Raw genomic sequence first — 20,158 nt, forward strand, 5'->3', positions numbered from 1 at the left:
CGATCAACCTCAGGCGCGCTCGCGCACCCAGGCCTCGACACTGGCCAGCGCGGCAGGCACGCCGGCCGCGTTAGTGCCACCGGCCATGGCCATGTCGGGCTTGCCGCCGCCCTTGCCGCCGACCTGCTGGGCCACGAAGTTGACCAGCTCGCCAGCCTTGACCTTGCCGATGCTGTCGGCCGTCACGCCCGCGGCGATCTGCACCTTGTCGCCATCGACGGCGGCCAGCACGATGGCAGCGGTCTTGAGCTTGTCTTTCAGCTTGTCCATGGTGTCGCGCAGGGTCTTGGCGTCGGCACCGGGCAAGGCCGCAGCCAGCACCTTGATGCCGTTCACGTCCACCGCCTGGCCCACCAGCTCATCGCCCTGGCTCGACGCCAGCTTGCCCTTCAAGGCCGCGATTTCCTTTTCCAGCGCCTTCACGCTATCCAGGGTCTGGCCGATGCGGTGGTTGAGCTCGGCCACCGGGGTCTTGAAGGTGCCGGCTGCCTGGTTCACCGTGTCTTCGAGCTGCTGCAGGTAAGCCAGCGCGTTGGTGCCGGTCACCGCCTCGATGCGGCGCACGCCCGCAGCCACGCCGCCTTCGGCCACCACCTTGAACAGGCCGATATCGCCCGTGCGCTGCACATGCGTGCCGCCGCACAGCTCGCGGCTGGTGCCGATATCGAGCACGCGCACGGTCTCGCCGTACTTCTCGCCAAAGAGCATCATGGCGCCGGTCTTCTGAGCCGATTCGATGTCCATCACGCGCGCCTGCGTGGGCACATTGGCCAGCACTTCCTCGTTCACCAGGCGCTCGATCTCGCGCACCTGGGCGTCGGTCACGGGGGCGTTGTGGGCAAAGTCGAAGCGCGTGCGCTCGGCGTTCACCAGGCTCCCCTTTTGCTGCACATGCGTGCCCAGCACTTCGCGCAGGGCCTTGTGCATCAGGTGGGTGGCCGAGTGGTTGCGCACCGTGGCCGCGCGCACAGCCGTGTTGACCTCCGCCTGCACGGTGTCGCCCACGTTCAGCGTGCCCTCTTCGAGCGTGCCGTGGTGGCCGTACACATCGGCCTTGATCTTGAGCGTGTCACCCACCGAAAAACGCGCCGAGCCGCTGGTGATGTTGCCTTCGTCGCCCACCTGGCCGCCGCTTTCAGCGTAGAAGGGGGTGGTGTCGAGCACCACCACGCCGTTCTGGCCGGCCTTGAGGGCGGCGGTGCTGGTGCCATCGACGTAGATGGCGGTGATCTTGGCGGTCTCGGCCAGTTGCTCGTAGCCCGTGAAGCGGTTCACATCGCCGGTGTACTCCAGCGCCTTGTCCATCTTGAACTTGCCGGCCGCGCGGGCCTTGCGCTTTTGCTCTTCCATGGCGACCCGAAAGCCTGCCTCGTCCACCTCGACGTCGCGCTCGCGGCAGACGTCGTTGGTCAGGTCCAGCGGGAAGCCGTAGGTGTCATGCAGCTTGAAGGCCACGTCGCCGGGCAGCACCTTGGCATCACCGGCCAGGGCCGTGTCCAGGATTTCCATGCCGTTGGCCAGGGTCTCGAAGAAGCGCTCTTCCTCGGCCTTGAGGACCTCGGTGATGCGCTGCTCCTGCTCGCGCAGCTTGGGGTAGGCGTCGCCCATCACGCGCACCAGTTCGGCCACCAGCTTGTGGAAGAACGGGGTCTTCTTGCCCAGCTTGTAGCCGTGGCGGATGGCGCGGCGCACGATGCGGCGCTGCACGTAGCCGCGGCCTTCGTTGCTGGGGATCACACCGTCGCTCACCAGGAAGGCGGTGGCGCGGATGTGGTCGGCGATCACGCGCAGGCTCTTGTTGTTAAGGTCGGCCACGCCGGTCTCGCGGCCGGCGGCCTTGATCAGTGCGTCGAACAGGTCGATCTCGTAATTGCTGTGCACGTGCTGCAGGATGGCGGCCAGGCGCTCCAGGCCCATGCCGGTGTCCACGCAGGGCGCGGGCAGCGGGCTGACCGAGCCGTCTTCGGCCATGTCGAACTGCATGAACACGTTGTTCCAGATCTCGATGAAGCGGTCGCCGTCTTCATCGGGGCTGCCCGGGGGGCCGCCGGGGATGTGGTCGCCGTGGTCGTAGAAGATCTCGCTGCAGGGGCCGCAGGGGCCGGTGTCGGCCATCATCCAGAAGTTGTCGGACTTATAGCGGCCGCCCTTGTTGTCGCCGATGCGGATCACGCGCTCGGGCGGCAGGCCGATCTCCTTGGTCCAGATGTCGTAGGCCTCGTCGTCCTCCTGGTAGACGGTGGCCAGCAGGCGCTCGGGCGGCAGCTTGTACACGGTGGTCAGCAGCTCCCAGGCCCAGTGCAGCGACTCGCGCTTGAAATAGTCGCCAAAGCTCCAGTTGCCCAGCATCTCGAAGAAGGTGTGGTGGCGCGCGGTGTAGCCCACGTTCTCCAGGTCGTTGTGCTTGCCGCCGGCGCGCAGGCAGGCCTGCACCGATACCGCGCGGTTGTAGGGGCGCTTGTCCGTGCCCAGGAACACGTCCTTGAACTGCACCATGCCGGAGTTGGTGAACATCAGCGTCGGGTCGTTGCCCGGCACCAGCGAGCTCGAGGCCACGATGGTGTGGCCCTTGGAGGCGAAAAAGTCCAGGAAGGACTTGCGGATGTCTGCAACCGAGATCGAAGGCGTGGTGTTGTTGGTCATGGGCGAAAAGGGGCAACGGGCCTGGAACGAATGATGGGCCGCTCGCGCAGGGCGCGGCAACCCCATTTTTTGGAGATAACCACAGATTCTATCGAGGCAGCAAGCTGAAACGGCTTGCGGCCTGTAGAGACACTGCACTTGAATGCATCGAACGCGGCTGGCAAGGGGCCCTGCAGCACTGTCGCGACGGAGTTGCGGGTCTGGGGGCCTTCACATCCGGCCGCACCCAGTGCGTGCCCTATTGCAGTGCCACTGCGCCCAACAACGATGCATAAAGCCCCCTGGCAGGTCCTCTTCAGCCCCCGAAAACCCGGATGCAGCCCATCCAAGCGCAAATTCGGCTGGCACGCAAGCTGCTAAATACCCTCGCAAGATATTTCAAATATTTTCTTAATATATTTAACAACGACACCAATCCATCCCAGCCACTGCTTTCCTTCACCCCCTTCGTTCCTTCCTTCTTTCTTCCCCAGGAGTTCACCCCATGAGCAATCCCCGCTGGCAAGGCATCTTCCCCGCCATCACCACCAAGTTCCACGCCGATGAGAGCATCGATGCCGAGGGCACGGCGCGCCACATCGACTTCCAGATCCGCAACGGCATACACGGCCTCGTGACCTGCGGCTCGCTGGGCGAGGCCAGCACCCTCACGCTGGAAGAAAAGCTGCAGGTCGCGAAGATCGCACTGGAAGCCGCCGACGGCCGCGTTCCCGTACTGGCCAACGTGTCGGAGACCAGCACCCGCGAAGCGCTGCGCTACATCGACGGCGGCAACAAGCTTGGCGTGGCCGGCTACATGGTGATGCCCTCGGTGATCTACGTGGCCGATGCGCGCGAAGCCATGGCCAATGTGCGCGCCATGGCCAAGGTGGCGCAAAAGCCGCTCATGGTCTACAACAACCCCGTGGCCTACCGCGTGGACCTCAAGCCAGAGCACATGCTGGAGCTGGCCGACTGCGAGTGGATCGCCGCCATCAAGGAAAGCACGGACAACATCCGCCGCATCACCGACCTGCGCAACACCGTGGGCGACCGCTACCAGCTCTTCCTGGGGGTGGACGACCTGGCCTACGAAGGCCTGGCACTGGGCTGCGACGGCCTGCTGGCCGGCGTGGGCTGCGCCTTCCCGCGCGAGACCGTGGCGCTGTACGACCTGATGAAGGCCGGCCGCTTCGCCGAAGCCCTGAAGCTCTACCAGTGGATGACCCCCATGCTGCACCTCGACGTATCGACCAAGCTGGTGCAGAACCTCAAGCTCATCGACGTGCTGGTGGGCGTGGGCACCGAGCACATGCGCCGCCCGCGCCTGCCGCTGATCGGTGAGGAACGTGCCTTCATCGAGCGCGTCGTGAAGAAGGCGCTGGACACGCGCCCCACCGAGTACCGGTCGGTCGCCTGACAGCCCGCCTTCCCCCACTCCCCTCCTCTTCTCAAAGGCTTCCCATGACATCCAGACTCATGACCCCCTCGGCGCTGGCAGCCCTCGTGCTGCTGTCTGCACCGACATTCGCGCAGGAGCAGGTCGTCAAGATCGGCCACAGCGGCCCGCTGTCGGGCCCGAATGCGTTCGCGGGCAAGGACAACGAGAACGGCGTGCGCCTGGCCGTCGAGGAACTGAATGCGAAGAAGATCGTGGTGGGGGGCAAGACGATCAAGTTCGAACTGGTGTCCGAGGACGACCAGTGCGACGCCCGCACCGGCGTGAGCGTGGCGCAGAAGCTGGTGGACAGCGGCGTCAGGTTCGTCATGGGGCCGTACTGCTCGGGCGTGGCCATCCCCGCCTCGCGCGTCTACAGCGACGGCGGGGCCATGGTCTCCACCGTGGGCACCAACCCCAAGGTCACCGAGGGCGGCTACAAGAACCTGTTTCGCATCATCGCCAGCGACACCCAGATCGGCTCGAACATGGCCGTGTATGCCGCCCAGGTGCTCAAGGTCAAGCAGGTGGCGGTGATCGACGACCGCACCGCCTTCGGCCAGGGCGTGGCCGACCAGTTCACCAAGGAGGCGAAGAAGCAGGGCCTCACCGTGGTCGGCCAGGAGTTCACCACCGACAAGTCCACCGATTTCCTGTCCATCCTCACCAGCCTCAAGGGCAAGCAACCGCAGGCCATCTTCTTTGGTGGCTATGCGCCGCAGGCGGCGCCCATGGCGCGGCAGATGAAGCAACTGGGCATCTCGGCCAAGCTCCTGGGCGGCGACACGCTGTGCAGCCCCGAGGTCGGCAAGCTCGGCGGCGAGGCCGTCAACGACACCGTGTTCTGCGCCCAGGGCGGCACCATGCTCGACAAGGCCGCCAGCGGCCCAGCCTTCAAGGCCAAGTACAAGGCGCGCTTCAAGCTGGATGCCGATGCCTATGCGGCCTCGTACTACGACCAGGTGATGTTCATGGCCGAGGCCATGCAGAAGGCGCAGTCCGTGGAACCTGCCAAGGTGGGCGCGCAGATGGGCCAGCTGAGCCACCAGGGCGTGGCGGGTACCTATGCCTACGACGACAAGGGCAACCTCAAGCAGGCGCCCATCACGGTGCTGACGTTCAGGAACGCCGCCCCCGTGCCACTGGCCAGTTACTGACACTGCTGAGATCTCGGCGGGGCTCCCGCTACGATCCTCGCACCCCAACCTACGCGACCCACCATGACCCACGACAGTGCCATGCAACGCATACAGATCCTCGACTCCCACACCGGGGGTGAACCCACGCGCCTGGTGGTGGGCGGTTTCCCCGACCTGGGCACGGGCAGCATGGCCGAGCGCCGCGCCCTGCTGGCCAGCCAGCACGATGCCTGGCGCGCGGCCACGGTGCTGGAGCCGCGTGGCAACGACGTGATCGTGGGCGCGCTGCTGTGCGCGCCGCAGGACCCGGCGAATGCGGCGGGCGTGGTCTTCTTCAACAACACCGGCTACCTGGGCATGTGCGGCCACGGCACCATCGGCCTGGTGGCCTCGCTGGCCTACCTCGGGCGCATTCAGCCCGGCGAGCACGGCATCGAGACGCCCGTGGGCACGGTGATGACCACCCTGCACGCGGATGGATCGGTCAGCGTGCGCAACGTGCCCGCCTACCGGCTGCACCAGGGCCTGTCGCTTGAGGTACCGGGCATAGGCACCGTCACGGGCGACGTGGCCTGGGGCGGCAACTGGTTCTTTCTGATGAGCGCGCATGGCCAGCGCGTTACCAGCGACAACCTGCAGGCGCTGACCGCCTACACCAGCGCCGTGCAGCAGGCCCTCAAGGACCAGGGCATCCGCGGCGACAACGGCGGCGAGATCGACCACATCGAGCTGTTTTCCGACGACAAGGTGGCCGACAGCCGCAACTTCGTGCTCTGCCCCGGCGGCGCCTACGACCGCTCGCCCTGCGGCACCGGCACCAGCGCCAAGCTGGCCTGCCTGGCGGCCGACGGCAAGCTGCAGCCCGGCCAGGTGTGGCGCCAGGCCAGCATCATCGGCAGCAGCTTCGAGGCGCGCTATGAGCCCGATGCCACGCCCGGCCGGATCATCCCCACCCTGCGCGGTACAGCCCACATGAGTGCCGAGGCCACGCTGCTGATCGCGCAGGACGACCCCTTTGCCTGGGGCATCCGCCTCTAAGCCCCAGCCACCCCATGCAAGCTGCGGATGTGATCGTCATCGGTGCCGGCATGGTGGGTGCCGCCTGCGCCCACCTGCTGGCCAACGCCGGGTTGTCGGTGCGGGTGATCGATGCGCGCCGCGGCGGCGCCACGCAGGCCGGCATGGGCCACCTGGTGGTGATGGACGACAACGCGGCCGAGCTGGCCCTGAGTCAGGCCTCGCTCGACCAATGGCACGCCTGGGGCCCGCGCATGAATGCCGATCTGCCCGGCTGCGCGTACGCCAACTGCGGCACGCTCTGGATCGCGGCCAATGCCGAGGAAATGGCCGGCGCCGAGGCCAAGGCCGCCGGCCTGCGCGCGCACGGCATCGCCTGCGAGCTGCTGGACGCCCCCACGCTGGCCCGGCTGGAGCCCGCGCTGCGCACCGGCCTGCACGGCGCGCTCAAGGTCGGTGGCGACAGCGTGGTCTATGCCCCCAATGCCGCACAATGGCTGCTGGCGCACGCGGCCAGCCCCATCCCCGTCGAGCATGCCCAGGTGGCACGCATCGAGGGCCGGCGCGTGCACCTGTCCGACGGCAGCGTGCGCGAGAGCGGCGCCGTGCTGCTGGCCGCGGGCATCCACGCGACCGAACTGTGCCCGGGCCTGCCGATACGCCCCAAGAAGGGGCACCTGGCCATCACCGACCGCTACCCGGGCACGGTGCGCCACCAACTGGTGGAGCTGGGCTACATCACCAACGCCCACCAGAGCGACGGCACCTCGGTCGCCTTCAACCTGCAGCCGCGGCCCACGGGGCAACTGCTCATCGGCTCGTCGCGCCAGTTCGACACCACCGACCCTGCCATCGACAACGCCGTGCTGGCGCGCATGCTGCGCCGTGCGCTCGATTACGTTCCGGGGCTGGCCGAGCTCAACGCCATCCGCACCTGGACCGGCTTTCGCGCGGCCACGCCCGACGGCCTGCCGATCATCGGCCGCCACCCGCACCACAGCGACCTGTGGCTGGCCGTGGGGCATGAGGGCCTGGGCGTGACCACGGCGCCGGCCACGGCCCAGCTGCTGGCTGCGCAGATCACGGGCGCCGCGCTGCCGCTTGATCCCACCCCCTACTCGCCCGAGCGCTTTTCCGGGAGCCTGATTGCATGACTGCCCCTACGGTACGGATCCACGCCGATGGCACGCCCCTGCAGGTGGCCCCGGGCACCAGCGTGGCCGCAGCCCTGGCCCAAGTACCGCCCGGGAGAACTCGCACTTCCGTCACCGGCCAGCCGCGCGCACCGCTGTGCGGCATGGGCGTGTGCCACGAGTGCCGGGTGCGCATCGACGGCCGCACGCGCCTGGCCTGCCAGACCGTGTGCACCGAGGGCATGCAGGTCCACACCGATACCGGCAGGCCATGCCCATGAACACACCCGGCCCCATGCAGGCGCACGCGCACTGCGACATCCTCATCGTCGGTGCCGGCCCTGCAGGCATGGCCGCCGCATTGGCCGCAGCGCCCAGCGGCGCGGCCATCACCATCGTGGACGACAACCCCGCAGCCGGCGGCCAGATCTGGCGCGACGGCCCCGGTGCCACGCTGCCGCCCCTGGCCCGCAAGCACCGCGAGGCGCTGGCGCGGCACGCCAACATCCGGCTGCTGTGCGGCACGCGCGTGGTGGGCCTGGGCGAGCGGCAACGGGCCGACCATGCCCCGGCACTGCTGCTCGAAGACGCCGGCCGGGGCTGGACCCAGCACAGCCACCGCATCGTGCTGTGCAACGGTGCGCGCGAACTGCTGCTGCCGTTTCCGGGCTGGACGCTGCCGGGCGTCACCGGTGCAGGCGCCCTGCAGGCCCTCATCAAGGCCGGGCTGCCGGTGCGGGGCCAGCGCATCGTGATCGCGGGCACAGGCCCACTGCTGCTGGCCGCCGCAGCCACAGCCACCCAGGCCGGCGCCCAGGTGGTGCGGGTGGCCGAGCAGGCCCGTTGGCGTGCGCTCGCAGGCTTTGCCACGCAGCTGTCGCGCTGGCCCGCCAAGGCCGTGCAGGCATTCACGCTGCTGCACCCGCAACTTCGCGCAGGCAGCCATGTGCTCGAAGCCACCGGTGGCGGCCAGGTGCAGTCCGTGCGCCTGCGCGCGGGGCGTGGCGAAGAAACCATTGCCTGCGAGCGCCTGGCCTGCGGCTTTGGCCTGGCGCCCAACACGCACCTGGGACAGCTGCTGGGCTGCGCCCTGGGCGGCCCTTTGAGTGGCGGCCTGGGCCTGCAGGTCAATGCACAGATGTGCACCAGCGTGGCCGGGGTCTATGCCGCTGGCGAGTGCACCGGCTTTGGCGGCAGCGAGCGTGCACTGGCCCAGGGCGCCATCGCCGGCCATGCCGCTACAGGCAACACCACCCCGGTGCACGCGCTGCAGACCACGCTGCGCCGCTGGGAAGGCTTTGCCCAGGCCCTGCAGCAGTCCTTCGCACTGAACGAATCACTCAAGACCCTGGCCCGGCCCAACACCCTGGTGTGCCGCTGCGAGGACGTGTCGCACGCCGAACTGGCAGACCGCACCGGCTGGGTCGACGCCAAGCTGCACACGCGCTGCGGCATGGGTGCCTGCCAAGGGCGCATCTGCAGCGCCGCCACGCAGCACCTGTTCGGCTGGACGCCGGCGCCGCCGCGCCATCTGCTGGCACCGGCACGCATCGCCACACTGGCGGCGGCTGGCGACGACGCCCCCTCCGGCTGAGCCCCCGCTGCAGGAAGCACCCGATCAGGGCGTTCGCGCCTTCTGGCACGGGCACTCATCTTGCTTCTACATATATTAAGAAGATATTTATTTTGGTGCCGTCGATCCCTCCTCCATAACCACTCCAACAGAGCCACCCACCATGCCATCCGCTTCCACCTCTGCCACCCCTCCCGTGGCGCCACCACGCGCCCCCATCCGCTGGTTGCTGGACTTCTCCAGTTGGCTGCTGCGCATGGAGCGCCACCTGCTCACCGCCCTCATGACCCTGCTGGTGGCGCTGATCCTGCTCAACGTGGTGACGCGCTACAGCGGCATGCCCATCTACTGGATCGACGAGGCGGCGGTGTATACGGTGGTCTGGCTGACCTTTGTGGGCGCCTCGGTCATGACGCGGCTGCGCATGGACTTTGCCGTGACCATGCTCACGGACCAGTTGGGCGCGCGCGCCGCGAAGGCCATCAAAGGCGTGGCCACGGCGTGCGTACTGCTGTTCGGCGCGGCCATGCTGTGGATGTGCTGGCAGTGGATGGACCCGATCGGCATCGCGCGCTATGGCTTCGACGCCAGGGAGTACGCGGCCGAGAGCTTCAATTTTCTCTATACCGAGCGCACGCAGACGCTCAACTGGCCCACCTGGGTGCTGCAGCTGATCCTGCCGATCTTCTCGGCCACCTTCAGCGTGCATGCGCTGGCCAACCTGCTCGAAGACCTGGGTGCGGCCGAGCGGCGCACGCACCCGGGCTTCGACGTGGTCAACGCCGACGCCGTGAACTGAAGACTCCCGAAGGCCCCTCCATGATCACCTCCCTCTTCTTCCTCGTTGCGCTGCTGGTGGGTGTGCCCATCGGCGTGTGCCTGTGCCTGTCGGGCATCGTCTACATCTTCGCCACCGGGGGCACGGTGCTGTTCCAGTCGTTCCCCATGCAGATGTTCGCGGGGGTGGACAGCTATGGCCTCATCGCCATCCCGCTGTTCATCCTGATCGGGGAGATCATGAACAGCGGCGGCATCACGCGCCGGCTGGTGGACCTGTCCATGGCCTTCATCGGCTCGGTCAAGGGCGGTCTGGCCTACGTCAACATCCTGGCGAACATGCTGGTGTCGTCCATCATCGGCTCGGCCACCGCGCAGGTGGCGATCATGTCGCAGGTGATGGTGCCCGAGATGGAAAAGCAGGGCTACGACAAGACCTTTGCCGCCGGCCTCACGGTGTACGGCGGCATGCTCGGCCCCATCATCCCGCCCTCGGTCATGTTCGTGGTGTTCAGCGTGCTCGCCCAGGTGGCCGTGGGCGACATGCTGATCGCCGGGATCATCCCCGGCGTGCTGCTCACGCTGCTGTTCTTCGTCGTGATCGCCCTCATGGGCTTCTTCGTCTACGACTACCCGCGCAGTGAAAAGCGCACGCTGGCCCAGCGCGCACGCACCATCGTGCATGCCAGCCCCACGCTGCTGATCCCCCTGGTGATCGTCGGCTCCATCCTCAGTGGCCTGGCCAACCCCACCGAAGCTGCGGCCGTGGGTGCGCTCGCCTCGGCGCTTGTGGGCCGCTACGTCACCAAGGAGTTCCAGCTCAAGGCCATGCCCGCCATCCTGCTGCGCTCGGCAATCTACTCGGCCGTGGTGCTGTTCCTGGTGGCCGCCGCCGCCGTGTTCTCGTGGCTGCTGATCTACGGCAAGGTGCCGCAGATGGTGGCGGCGTGGATACAGACCGTGGCGCACGACCCCGTCACTTTCCTGCTGCTGGCCAATGTGATCCTGCTGGTCATCGGCACGGTGATCGACGGCATACCCGGGCTGATCATGACCGTGCCCATCCTGCTGCCGATTGCCACCGAGGTCTACCACATCGATCCGCGCCACTTCGGTGTGGTGGTGGTGGTCAACCTGGTGCTGGGCCTGATGACGCCGCCCGTGGGCCTGAGCTTCTTCGTCGCCTCGGCGGTCACCGGGGCCAAGCCCGGAAAGATGTTCGTCGTCACGCTGCCTTTCTTCATCATCAGCTGCGTGGCGCTGGTGCTGCTGTCGCTGTTCCCGAGCCTGTCGCTGGCGCTGCTCGAATAGCGCCGCTCCCCTTTTCCGTCCCGTTCCCGTCCGTCCCCTTCCCCGACCCAGGAGAGTCCACCATGACCACCACCCGCCGCCAGTTCGTACAGCGCCACGCCGTGGCCGCTGCCGCCACCCTTGCCGCCCCGCTCGTGTTCGCACAGGGTGCAGGCGCCAAGGAATTCCGCCTGGGCCTGATCACCCCCGCAGGCCACTCGTGGAACCGCGCCGCGCTGCAGTTCGGCGAGGCGCTCAAGAAGGAGACCGATGGCCGCCTGAGCCTGACCGTCTTCCACTCGGGCCAGCTCGGCAACGAGGCAGCCATGATGCAGCAGCTGCAGTCGGGCGCCCTCGACATGGGCTGGATCCAGGCGGCCGAACTGGGCTCGCGCGTGTCCAGCATCGCCGCCATCAATGCGCCCTACCTCGTGCGCTCCACGCCCGCCGTGGCCAAGCTGGTCAAGCATCCGGCGGCCACCAAACTGCTGGAAGTGCTGCCGCGCGAGACCGGCACCATCGGCCTGGGCTGGGGCATCACCGGCATGCGCGCGGTGTTCTCCACCAAGGACATCTCCGTGCCCACCGACCTCAAGGGCATGAAGCTGCGCATCAACCCCACCCCGGTGTACCGCGACTTCTACCAGATGCTGGGCGCCGCGCCCACGCCCATCCCGACACCCCAGGTGTTCGACGCCATGAGCAACGGCCAGGTGGACGGGCTGGAGGCAGACATCGAGTTCTCGTGGAACCAGCGCTTCGACAAGGTCGCAAAGACCCTGCTGCAGATGAACGCGCTGTTCATGCCCTTCGCTCCACTGGTGTCGGGCCGCATCTGGCAGGGGCTCGATGCCAAGGACAAGGACCTGATCCGCAAGCTGACCGCCCAGTCGCTGGACGCGCAGATCAACGACATCGTGAGCACTGAGGCGGGTCTGATCGAGAAGTTCAAGGGCACCTCCATCGCGTTCAAGACCGCGTCGTCGTTCAACCCCGAGGCCACCATCCAGGAGTTCGACAAGCTGTGGCTGCCCAAGGCGCCGCAGATCGCCGAGCTGCGCAAGGCCGGTGCCAGCCTCTGATTTAAGATGGGTGCAGACCCCATGGTCCCCAGCCCGGGGGCCATGACCTACCAAGCACCTTTCCCCCGATGACAACGAGCAGCAGCAGCCCCGCCCCCCGCAAAGACACCGGCCCCAAGCGGCGCGCGGCGGACGTGGCCTATGACGCCATCGAGGCCATGATCTCCACCCTGCAGTTGCAGCCCGGCAGCCCGGTGGTGGAGGCCGAGATCGCAGAGAGCACCGGTCTGGGCCGCACGCCGGTGCGTGAGGCCCTGCTGCGCATGGTGTCCATCGGGCTCATCGTGCAGCAGCCTCGCCGGGGCCTGCAGGTCTCCAACATCGACCTGGCGGACCACCTGGACGTGATCCAGACGCGCCGCGTGCTGGAGCGGCTGATCGCGTCCTGCGCGGCGCGCCGCGCCACCGCGCCGCAGCGCCAGGCCATCGTGCGCTGCGCCGAAGAGATGGTGCGCGCTGCCGAGCGCGGCGAGCTCGATGGCTACATGCTGGCCGACCATGGGCTCGACCAGATCGTGCACCTGGCTTGCCAGAACCAGTCGGCCGTCAAATCCGTGGCGCCGCTCATCGTGCAGTGCCGCCGCTTCTGGTACGCCTACCAGCACGAGGGCGATGTGACCGAGGGCGCGCGCGCCCACATGCACCTGGCGCAAGGCATCGCCAGCGGCGACGAGGCACACGCCGTGGCCGGCGCCAACCAGCTCATGGACTACCTGGAACAGTTCGCGCGGCGCATCATCGACCGGTGATGGCACAGGCCCTACTGCGCTGCCTGCTGCCCCAGCTGGATGCGTTGCTCCAGAAAACGCCACAGGCGCTCGTCCTGGCTGAAGGCCACGTTGAAGCGCAGCCACCCCGTGGGCCGCGGATCCACCAGGAACAGCTGGCCCGGCCCGAGCATGATGCCCTCACCGGTGGCTTCCTTGGACAGCTCGGCACTGTCGGGCAAGTCGGGATGGCGTGCCCACAGGTACATCCCGGCCTCGGGCTCATGGAACAGCTCGAAGCCCAGGACCTGCAGCCTGCGGCCCACGCTGCGGTGCGCCTCGGCCAGGCGTTCGCGCAAGGACTTGAGGTGCTTGCGCCAGCGGCCGTCCGTCACCACACCGAAGGTGATGCGCTCGGTGATGTCCGACGAGGTGAGGCCCGAGACCATCTTGAGCTGCAGCAGCTCGTCCAGCACGTCACGCCTTGCCGCGACGTAGCCCGTGCGCAGGTTGGGCGAGATGGTCTTGGAAAAACTGCCCACGTAGATCACGCGGCTCAACTGGTCCAGGCTCGCCAGCGAGGGGCGCACGCTGCTGTCCATGTCGACGTAGATGTCGTTTTCCACCAGGGCGAAGCCGTGCTGCTCGGCCAGTTGCAGCAGCCGGTGCAGGTGCGCCACCGAGGCCATGGAGCAAGTGGGGCTCTGCAGGCGCGGCTGCGTGAAGAAAGCCTTGGGCTTGTGCTGCGCCAGCAGCGCCTCCAGCGCGGGCAAGTCGTAGCCGGTGGCCGTGCGCGGCACGCCGACCAGATGGGCCCCGGCAAAGCGCAGCATGAACAGCAGGTTGGGGTAGCCGGGGTCGTCCACCAGCACCACGTCCCCGGGCTTGAGCAGAAGCCGCGCCACCAGGTCCAGCGCCTGGCTGGAGCCCTGGGTCAGCAGCACCTGGTCGGGGTCCACCGCCAGGTGCTGCTCGGCCAGCGATTCGGCCACCACCATGCGCAGCGCCATGTGGCCATGCGGCAGGCCATAGCCATCGAGTTCGGGACCGTCCGATGACAGCTGGCGCATGCTGCGGCGCACCGCGTCGCCAAACAACCAGTCGTGGGGCAGCCAGCCGCACCCCGGCTTCATCGGCAGGTTGCGGTTTTCGAAAATTTGTTTGAGGTACCAGCGTGCATCAAAACGGGGCAGCGGCCGCTCCCGTGCCCCACCTGCGAGCGCGGAGCCCTCGTCACCGCGGCGCTTGACGAAGAAGCCCGCATGCGCGCGCGAGACCAGCCAGCCCTGGGCGACCAGGCGGTCATAGGCCTCCACCACGGTGAACACGCTGACGCCGTGGGCGACCGCGAACGCGCGGATCGAGGGGAGCTTGCTGCCGGGTTTGAGAACCTGCCCGACGATGAGGCCTCGCAGACCGTCGACGATCTGGCTGACCAGAGGTGTCTGGAGGTCCGGGCTGAGAGTGAGCATCAGGAAAGCAAAAAAGGGAGCGAATTGTGCACCGTGTTGGCACACACCAGATCAGGGAATGCCTGTACAGGATTCTAGACCTGCACAGTGCGCGGCCAACGGCGTACCGCTGTACATGGACGGGCCGTGGCGCGGCTTCCAGAATCCGTTCCATTCCTTCATCTCCGGTTGTTCATAGAACCCACCCGACGCCATGCAACAAGACCGCCACTTCACCAACGCCGCCCTCGTCACCCGCCGCCACGCCGCCGTTGCCCGCGGTGTGGGCCAGGCCCACGAGATCTTCGTCCAGAAGGCCCTGAACGCTGAACTGTGGGACGTGGAAGGCCGCCGCTACATCGACTTTGCCGGCGGCATCGCCGTGCTGAACACCGGCCACCTGCATGCCGGCGTGATCGCCGCCGTCAAGGCCCAGCTCGACCTGTACACCCACACCTGCTTCCAGGTGGTGGCCTATGAGCCCTATGTGGAAGTGGCCGAGCGCCTGAACACCCTGGCCCCTGGCGCCTTCGCCAAGAAGAGCCTGCTGCTGACCACCGGTGCCGAAGCCGTGGAAAACGCTGTCAAGATAGCCCGCGCCCACACCGGCCGCCCCGGCGTGATCGCCTTCACCGGCGGCTACCACGGCCGCACGAACATGACGCTGGGCCTGACGGGCAAGGTGGCACCCTACAAGATCGGCTTCGGCCCCTTCCCCGGCGAGGTCTACCACGCCCTGTTCCCCAATGCGCTGCACGGCGCAAGCGTTCAGGATGCCCTGCACTCGGTAGAGCTGATCTTCAAGAACGACATCGAGCCCGAGCGCGTGGCGGCCTTCATCATCGAGCCCGTGCAGGGTGAAGGGGGCTTCTACGTGGCCCCCGGCGAGTTCATCAGCGGCCTCAAGGCGCTGGCCGACCGCTACGGCATCCTGCTGATCGCCGACGAGGTGCAGACCGGTGCCGGCCGCACCGGCACCTGGTTCGCCAGCGAGCAGTGGCCCGTGGCCCCCGACCTCATCACCACCGCCAAGTCGCTGGCGGGCGGCTTCCCGCTGGCGGGCGTGGTGGGCCGCGCCGAGGTGATGGATGCCCCCGCGCCGGGCGGCCTGGGCGGCACCTATGCCGGCAGCCCCGTGGCCTGCGCGGCGGCACTGGCCGTGATCGAGGCGTTCGAGAAGGAAAACCTGCTGGCGCGCAGCCAGGACATGGGCGCCCTGCTGGTGCGAGCGCTCAAGGATATGGCTACCAAAGTGCCCGCCATCGGCGACGTGCGCGGCCTGGGGGCCATGGTGGCCATCGAGTTGTTCGAGGGCGGCGACCTCGCCCGGCCCGATGCGGCCCTCACGAAGAAGGTGGTGGCCGAGGCTGCGCGCCGGGGGCTGATCCTGCTGTCCTGCGGTACGCATGGCAACGTGGTCCGCATCCTGGTGCCGCTCACGGCCTCCAACGAACTGCTGGAGGAAGGCCTGGCCATCCTGGCCGACAGCTTCGCGGCCGTTGCCTGAGCCGGCCCGCAACCCCTTTCCCACCCTGAAGACACCATGAACCCCGACGAACCCCTGGTCCGCTTCAGCGGCGTGCAAAAGAGCTACGACGGCGAACAGCTGGTCGTGCGTTCGCTGGACCTGGACATCCAGCGCGGAGAGTTCCTGAGCCTGCTGGGCCCCTCGGGCTCGGGCAAGACCACCACGCTGATGATGCTGGCCGGATTCGAGTCGCCCACGGCGGGCGACATCCTGCTCGAAGGCCGTCAGATCACCGGCACGCCGCCGCACAAGCGCAACTTCGGCATGGTGTTTCAGAACTATGCCCTGTTCCCGCACCTCACGGTGGAGCAGAACGTGGCCTACCCGCTCACCGTGCGCAAGGTGCCCCGTGCCGAGCAGCAGGAGCGGGTGCGCAAGGCGCTGGACATGGTGCGCCTGGCCGGCATGGGCGAGCGCCTGCCCGCACGCCTGTCGGGTGGGCAGCAGCAGCGCGTGGCGCTGGCGCGGGCCCTGGTCTTCAACCCGCAGCTGGTGCTGATGGACGAGCCCCTGGGCGCGCTGGACAAGCAGCTGCGCGAGCACATGCAGATCGAGCTCAAGGAGCTGCACCGCCAGTTGGGCGTGACCTTCGTGTACGTGACCCACGACCAGGGCGAGGCCCTGACCATGAGCGACCGGGTGGCGGTGTTCAACGAAGGCATCATCCAGCAACTGGCCGGCGTGCAAGACCTGTACGAAAGCCCCGCCAACCGCTTCGTGGCGGGCTTCGTGGGCGACAACACCGTCCTCAGCGGCACCTTGCAGGGCGCTGGCGACGGCACGGCCATCCAGTTGCCCGGCGGCTACCTGCTGCCGGGCGTGAACGTCAACGGTGCCGCCCTGGGCGCCCGCGTGCAGGCCTGCGTGCGGCCCGAGCGCATCGTGCTGCACCCCTACTCCGCTTATCCCCGGGGCTCGGCCGTTCCGGCCACGGTGGCGCGCACCATTTACTACGGCGACCACCTTCGCCTCATGTGCGACCTGGGCCACGGCCAGGAGCAGGCCACCATCAAGCTGGCCCTCACCCATTCCGACGCATCGGCCTGCCCCCAACCGGGGCAGAACGTGCTGCTGGAGTTCCCGCCGGAGTCCACCCGCATCTATGCGGTCTGACGCGCAGGCCCCCTGTTTTCGACCTCCCTTTCCCAACGTCCCTTCCAAGGAAACTGCACCATGAAAAGAAGTCTGATCGCCTGCGCAACCCTTGCTGCCTGCGTGGCCCTGCCCAGCCTGGCACAACAGCAGATCACCGTCGTGAACTTCGGCGGCGCCAATGCCAATGCCCAGAAGAAGGCGTTCTACGAGCCCTACGAGAAGGCCGGCAACAAGATCGTGGCCGTGGAGTACAACGGCGAGCAGGCCAAGATCAAGGCCATGGTCGAGACCAAGAAGGTGACCTGGGACGTAGTGGAGCTCGAATCGCCGGACGCAGCGCGCGGTTGCGATGAAGGCCTGTTCGAAAAACTCGACTACAGCAAGATCGTGGACAAGGCCGACCTGCTTCCCGCAGCGGTGACCGACTGCGCCGTGGGCATCTTTGTGTGGTCCACCGTCATGGCGTACAACGGCGACAAACTCAAGACCCCGCCCACCAGCTGGGCCGACTTCTTCGACACCAGGAAGATCGCCGGCAAGCGCGGCATGCGCAAAGGCGCGCGCTACAACCTGGAGTTCGCGCTGCTGGCCGATGGCGTAAAACCCACCGACGTGTACAAGGTGCTGGCCACCAAGGAAGGTGCTGACCGGGCTTTCAAGAAGCTGACCGAGCTCAAGCCCAGCATCCAGTGGTGGGAAGCCGGCGCCCAGGCGCCGCAGTTCCTGGTGGCGGGTGACGTGGTGCTGACCACGGTGTTCAACGGCCGCATCGACGCGGCGAACCGCGAAGGCCGCAACCTCAAGATCTACTGGCCCGGCGGCATTTACGACCTGGACTATTGGGCCATCCCCAAGGGCACGCCGAACAAGGACGCTGCCGTGAAGTTCATCGCCTTCACGATGCAGACGGCCAACCAGGCGACCTATGCGCAGAACATTGCCTACGGCCCCGCCAACACCAAGGCGCTGGCCAAGCTGGACAAGAAGGTGCTGGACGACCTGCCCACCTCCACCGCCAACGCCAAGGAAGCGCTGCAGTTCAGCGTGGGCTTCTGGGCCGACCAGGGCGAGGCGCTGGAAAAACGCTTTGCCGCCTGGGCCACGCAGTAAGCCGCAGCCGGAGCACAGGACACCATGCAAGCCATTGTTGCCACCGCCCCCCACGCACAGGCACTGGACGCCAGCGCCCCCGGAGCACTGCGCAAGGCGCTGTCGCGCGCCGAGGCGCGGCGCAAGTGGCGGGCGTTCGCGCTCACACTGCCCCTGCTGGTGTTCCTGCTGTTCACCCTGCTGGTGCCCATTGCGGCCTTGCTCCAGCGCGCCATCGAGAACCCCGAGGTCGCCAACGCACTGCCGGCCACCATCGCCGCGCTGGATGGCTGGGACCGCAAGGAGGCGCCCGGCCCCGCCGCGTACGCTGCGCTGATGAAGGACCTGGCGCAGTTGCCGGACAGCGCGGACGCCGGGGCGCTGGCGCGCCGGCTCAACTCCGATGTGCCCGGCGCGCGCTCGCTCATCATGGGCGCGTACCGCTTCGTCCCCATGGAGGGCAGCCTCGAGTCGATCCGCGAGCGGCTGATCGGCAAGGATGCCCGCTGGAGCGAGGCACCGCTGTGGCACGCCATTGCCCGCAACGGCGCGCGCTGGACGCCGGACTACCTGCTGGCCTCGATCGACCTGCAGCGCGATGCGCAGGGCGAGGTGGAACGCATGCCCGCAGAGCAGCGCGCGTTCGGCAGCATCCTGCTGCGCACCTTCCACATCAGCCTGGTGGTCACCCTCATCTGCCTGCTGATCGGCTACCCGCTGGCCTGGTGGCTGGCCTCCCTGCCGGCGCGTTCAGCCAACGTGCTGATGATTCTGGTGCTGGTGCCGTTCTGGACCTCCATCCTGGTGCGCGTGGCCGCCTGGATCGTGCTGCTGCAGTCCGAGGGCCTGGTCAACCGCGGTCTGATGGGGCTGGGCCTCGTGAGCGAACCGCTGGCCCTGCTGTTCAACCGCACGGGCGTGGTGATTGCCATGGTGCACATCCTGCTGCCCTTCATGATCCTGCCGCTGTACAGCGTGATGAAGAACGTGCCAGCGACCTACGTGCGCGCTGCCGTCTCGCTGGGCAGCCCGCCCCTGGCCGCCTTCCTGCGCGTGTACGTGCCGCAGACCTACCCGGGCATCGGCGCGGGTGCGCTGCTGGTGTTCATTCTCTCGATCGGCTACTACGTCACCCCCGCGCTGCTCGGCGGTGCCGACGACCAGATGCTCAGCTACTACATCGCCCGCTACACCAACGTCGAGGTGAACTGGGGCATGGCTTGCGCCCTGGGTGCCGTGCTGCTCACGGCCACGCTGGTGCTGTATGGCGTGTACCGCCGCATCGGCAAGGCCGAACTGAGCCTGGGCTGACCTGCGCCCTCCCCACCCACGCCAACGCCCCGCTGACCCAAGGCCCCTCCCATGTTCCGACTGCCCGTATTCCCCCGCTATGCCACCCTGGCCGACAAGGCGCTCTGGTGGCTGCTGCGCGCCCTGTGCGTGGCGGTCCTGGCCTTTCTTCTGGCACCCATCCTGGTGATGGTGCCGCTGTCGTTCTCGGAAAGCTCCTTCCTGGCCTACCCGATCACTGGCTGGTCCCTCAAGTGGTACCGCAACCTGTTCGAGTCGGCCGAATGGGCCCGCGCCACGCGCAACAGCTTCATCGTGGCTCCGGCGGCCACGCTGATCGCCACCGCACTGGGCACACTGGCAGCACTGGGCCTGTCGCGGGCGGACTTTCGCTTCAAGGGGCTGCTCATGGGCGTGCTCATCGCACCCATGGTGGTCCCCATCGTCGTGGTCGGCGTGGCCACCTACCTGTATTTCGCGCCGCTAGGCCTGGCCGACAGCTATGCGGGTCTTATCATCGTGCACGCTGCGCTGGGCGCGCCCTTCGTGCTGACCACGGTGCTGGCCACCCTCGCGGGCTTCAATCACAACCTGGTGCGCGCATCGCTGAGCCTGGGCGAGACCCCGTTCAGGACCTTCTTTCGCATCACGCTGCCGGTGATCGCACCCGGTGTGGTCTCGGGGGCGCTGTTCGCCTTCGCCACCTCGTTCGACGAGGTGGTGGTCACGCTCTTCCTGGCAGGGGCCGACCAGGCCACCCTGCCGCGCCAGATGTTCAACGGCATCCGCGAAAACATCTCGCCCACCATTGCCGCCGTGGCCACGCTGCTCATCCTGTTCACCACCAGCCTGCTGCTGGTGCTGGAATGGCTGCGCGGGCGCAGGGCCTGAGCACGAACACACGCGCGAACCACTGATACACCCGAG

General features: G+C 67.5%; 17 protein-coding genes. 15 read left to right on the forward strand and 2 right to left on the reverse strand.

The genetic code is table 11. The features are described 5' to 3' along the window. Window positions 1-9: 9 nt before the first annotated feature. The gene (gene alaS / locus QYL93_RS09705) at window positions 10-2,643 is read right to left on the reverse strand and encodes an alanine--tRNA ligase (RefSeq protein ID WP_305743457.1); all 2,634 of its coding nucleotides are present in this window, start codon (window positions 2,641-2,643) and stop codon (window positions 10-12) included. Between the two features lie 484 nt (window positions 2,644-3,127). On the opposite strand from alaS, the gene QYL93_RS09710 reads away from it, so the two are divergent. From QYL93_RS09710 to QYL93_RS09755, 10 genes are all read left to right on the forward strand, one after another. Beyond that, window positions 3,128-4,042: a dihydrodipicolinate synthase family protein gene (locus QYL93_RS09710; RefSeq protein ID WP_305743458.1), complete on the forward strand. Its 915-nt coding sequence runs from the start codon at window positions 3,128-3,130 to the stop codon at window positions 4,040-4,042. Window positions 4,043-4,101: 59 nt separating this feature from the next. Then, complete coding sequence (locus tag QYL93_RS09715; RefSeq protein WP_305743532.1) at window positions 4,102-5,217, forward strand: branched-chain amino acid ABC transporter substrate-binding protein; 1,116 nt, start codon at window positions 4,102-4,104, stop codon at window positions 5,215-5,217. An 81-nt stretch (window positions 5,218-5,298) separates the two neighbouring features. Next, window positions 5,299-6,237: a 4-hydroxyproline epimerase gene (locus QYL93_RS09720; RefSeq protein ID WP_305743533.1), complete on the forward strand. Its 939-nt coding sequence runs from the start codon at window positions 5,299-5,301 to the stop codon at window positions 6,235-6,237. Window positions 6,238-6,251: 14 nt separating this feature from the next. Further along, complete coding sequence (locus QYL93_RS09725; RefSeq protein ID WP_305743459.1) at window positions 6,252-7,370, forward strand: FAD-binding oxidoreductase; 1,119 nt, start codon at window positions 6,252-6,254, stop codon at window positions 7,368-7,370. Beyond that, window positions 7,367-7,630 (forward strand): (2Fe-2S)-binding protein, encoded by a 264-nt coding sequence (locus QYL93_RS09730; RefSeq protein ID WP_305743460.1) that lies wholly within the window; start codon window positions 7,367-7,369, stop codon window positions 7,628-7,630. The genes QYL93_RS09725 and QYL93_RS09730 overlap by 4 nt, the downstream gene beginning before the upstream one ends. After that, window positions 7,627-8,943, forward strand: a complete 1,317-nt coding sequence (locus QYL93_RS09735) for an FAD/NAD(P)-binding oxidoreductase (protein WP_305743461.1) — start codon at window positions 7,627-7,629, stop codon at window positions 8,941-8,943. Before QYL93_RS09730 ends, QYL93_RS09735 begins: the two co-directional genes overlap by 4 nt. 142 nt (window positions 8,944-9,085) lie before the next feature. After that, window positions 9,086-9,721 carry a TRAP transporter small permease gene (locus tag QYL93_RS09740; RefSeq protein ID WP_305743462.1) on the forward strand — a complete coding sequence of 212 codons (636 nt, stop codon included), beginning with the start codon at window positions 9,086-9,088 and terminating at the stop codon, window positions 9,719-9,721. 20 nt (window positions 9,722-9,741) lie between these two features. After that, a complete protein-coding gene (locus QYL93_RS09745) occupies window positions 9,742-11,010 on the forward strand; it encodes a TRAP transporter large permease (protein WP_305743463.1) in 1,269 nt (422 codons plus the stop codon). A gap of 62 nt (window positions 11,011-11,072) precedes the next feature. Further along, window positions 11,073-12,071 (forward strand): TRAP transporter substrate-binding protein, encoded by a 999-nt coding sequence (locus QYL93_RS09750; RefSeq protein WP_305743464.1) that lies wholly within the window; start codon window positions 11,073-11,075, stop codon window positions 12,069-12,071. Between the two features lie 68 nt (window positions 12,072-12,139). After that, on the forward strand, window positions 12,140-12,820 hold the full coding sequence (locus tag QYL93_RS09755) for a GntR family transcriptional regulator (protein ID WP_057203777.1): 681 nt from the start codon (window positions 12,140-12,142) through the stop codon (window positions 12,818-12,820). Between the two features lie 11 nt (window positions 12,821-12,831). On the opposite strand, the gene QYL93_RS09760 is transcribed toward QYL93_RS09755, so the two are convergent. Then, the gene (locus QYL93_RS09760) at window positions 12,832-14,250 is read right to left on the reverse strand and encodes a PLP-dependent aminotransferase family protein (RefSeq protein ID WP_305743465.1); all 1,419 of its coding nucleotides are present in this window, start codon (window positions 14,248-14,250) and stop codon (window positions 12,832-12,834) included. Window positions 14,251-14,443: 193 nt separating this feature from the next. On the opposite strand from QYL93_RS09760, the gene gabT reads away from it, so the two are divergent. Genes gabT through QYL93_RS09785 form a run of 5 tightly spaced genes read left to right on the forward strand, consistent with a single transcriptional unit; the run spans window position 14,444 to window position 20,122 of the window. Continuing rightward, on the forward strand, window positions 14,444-15,736 hold the full coding sequence (gabT, locus tag QYL93_RS09765; RefSeq protein WP_305743466.1) for a 4-aminobutyrate--2-oxoglutarate transaminase: 1,293 nt from the start codon (window positions 14,444-14,446) through the stop codon (window positions 15,734-15,736). Between the two features lie 36 nt (window positions 15,737-15,772). Continuing rightward, window positions 15,773-16,870: an ABC transporter ATP-binding protein gene (locus tag QYL93_RS09770; protein ID WP_305743467.1), complete on the forward strand. Its 1,098-nt coding sequence runs from the start codon at window positions 15,773-15,775 to the stop codon at window positions 16,868-16,870. Window positions 16,871-16,930: 60 nt separating this feature from the next. Beyond that, window positions 16,931-17,962: an ABC transporter substrate-binding protein gene (locus QYL93_RS09775; protein ID WP_305743468.1), complete on the forward strand. Its 1,032-nt coding sequence runs from the start codon at window positions 16,931-16,933 to the stop codon at window positions 17,960-17,962. Window positions 17,963-17,986: 24 nt separating this feature from the next. Next, window positions 17,987-19,252 (forward strand): ABC transporter permease, encoded by a 1,266-nt coding sequence (locus QYL93_RS09780; protein ID WP_305743469.1) that lies wholly within the window; start codon window positions 17,987-17,989, stop codon window positions 19,250-19,252. Window positions 19,253-19,303: 51 nt separating this feature from the next. After that, window positions 19,304-20,122: an ABC transporter permease gene (locus tag QYL93_RS09785; protein ID WP_305743470.1), complete on the forward strand. Its 819-nt coding sequence runs from the start codon at window positions 19,304-19,306 to the stop codon at window positions 20,120-20,122. Window positions 20,123-20,158 lie beyond the last annotated feature (36 nt).

This window comes from Acidovorax sp. A1169, assembly GCF_030704685.1.
GTDB lineage: Bacteria > Pseudomonadota > Gammaproteobacteria > Burkholderiales > Burkholderiaceae_C > Acidovorax.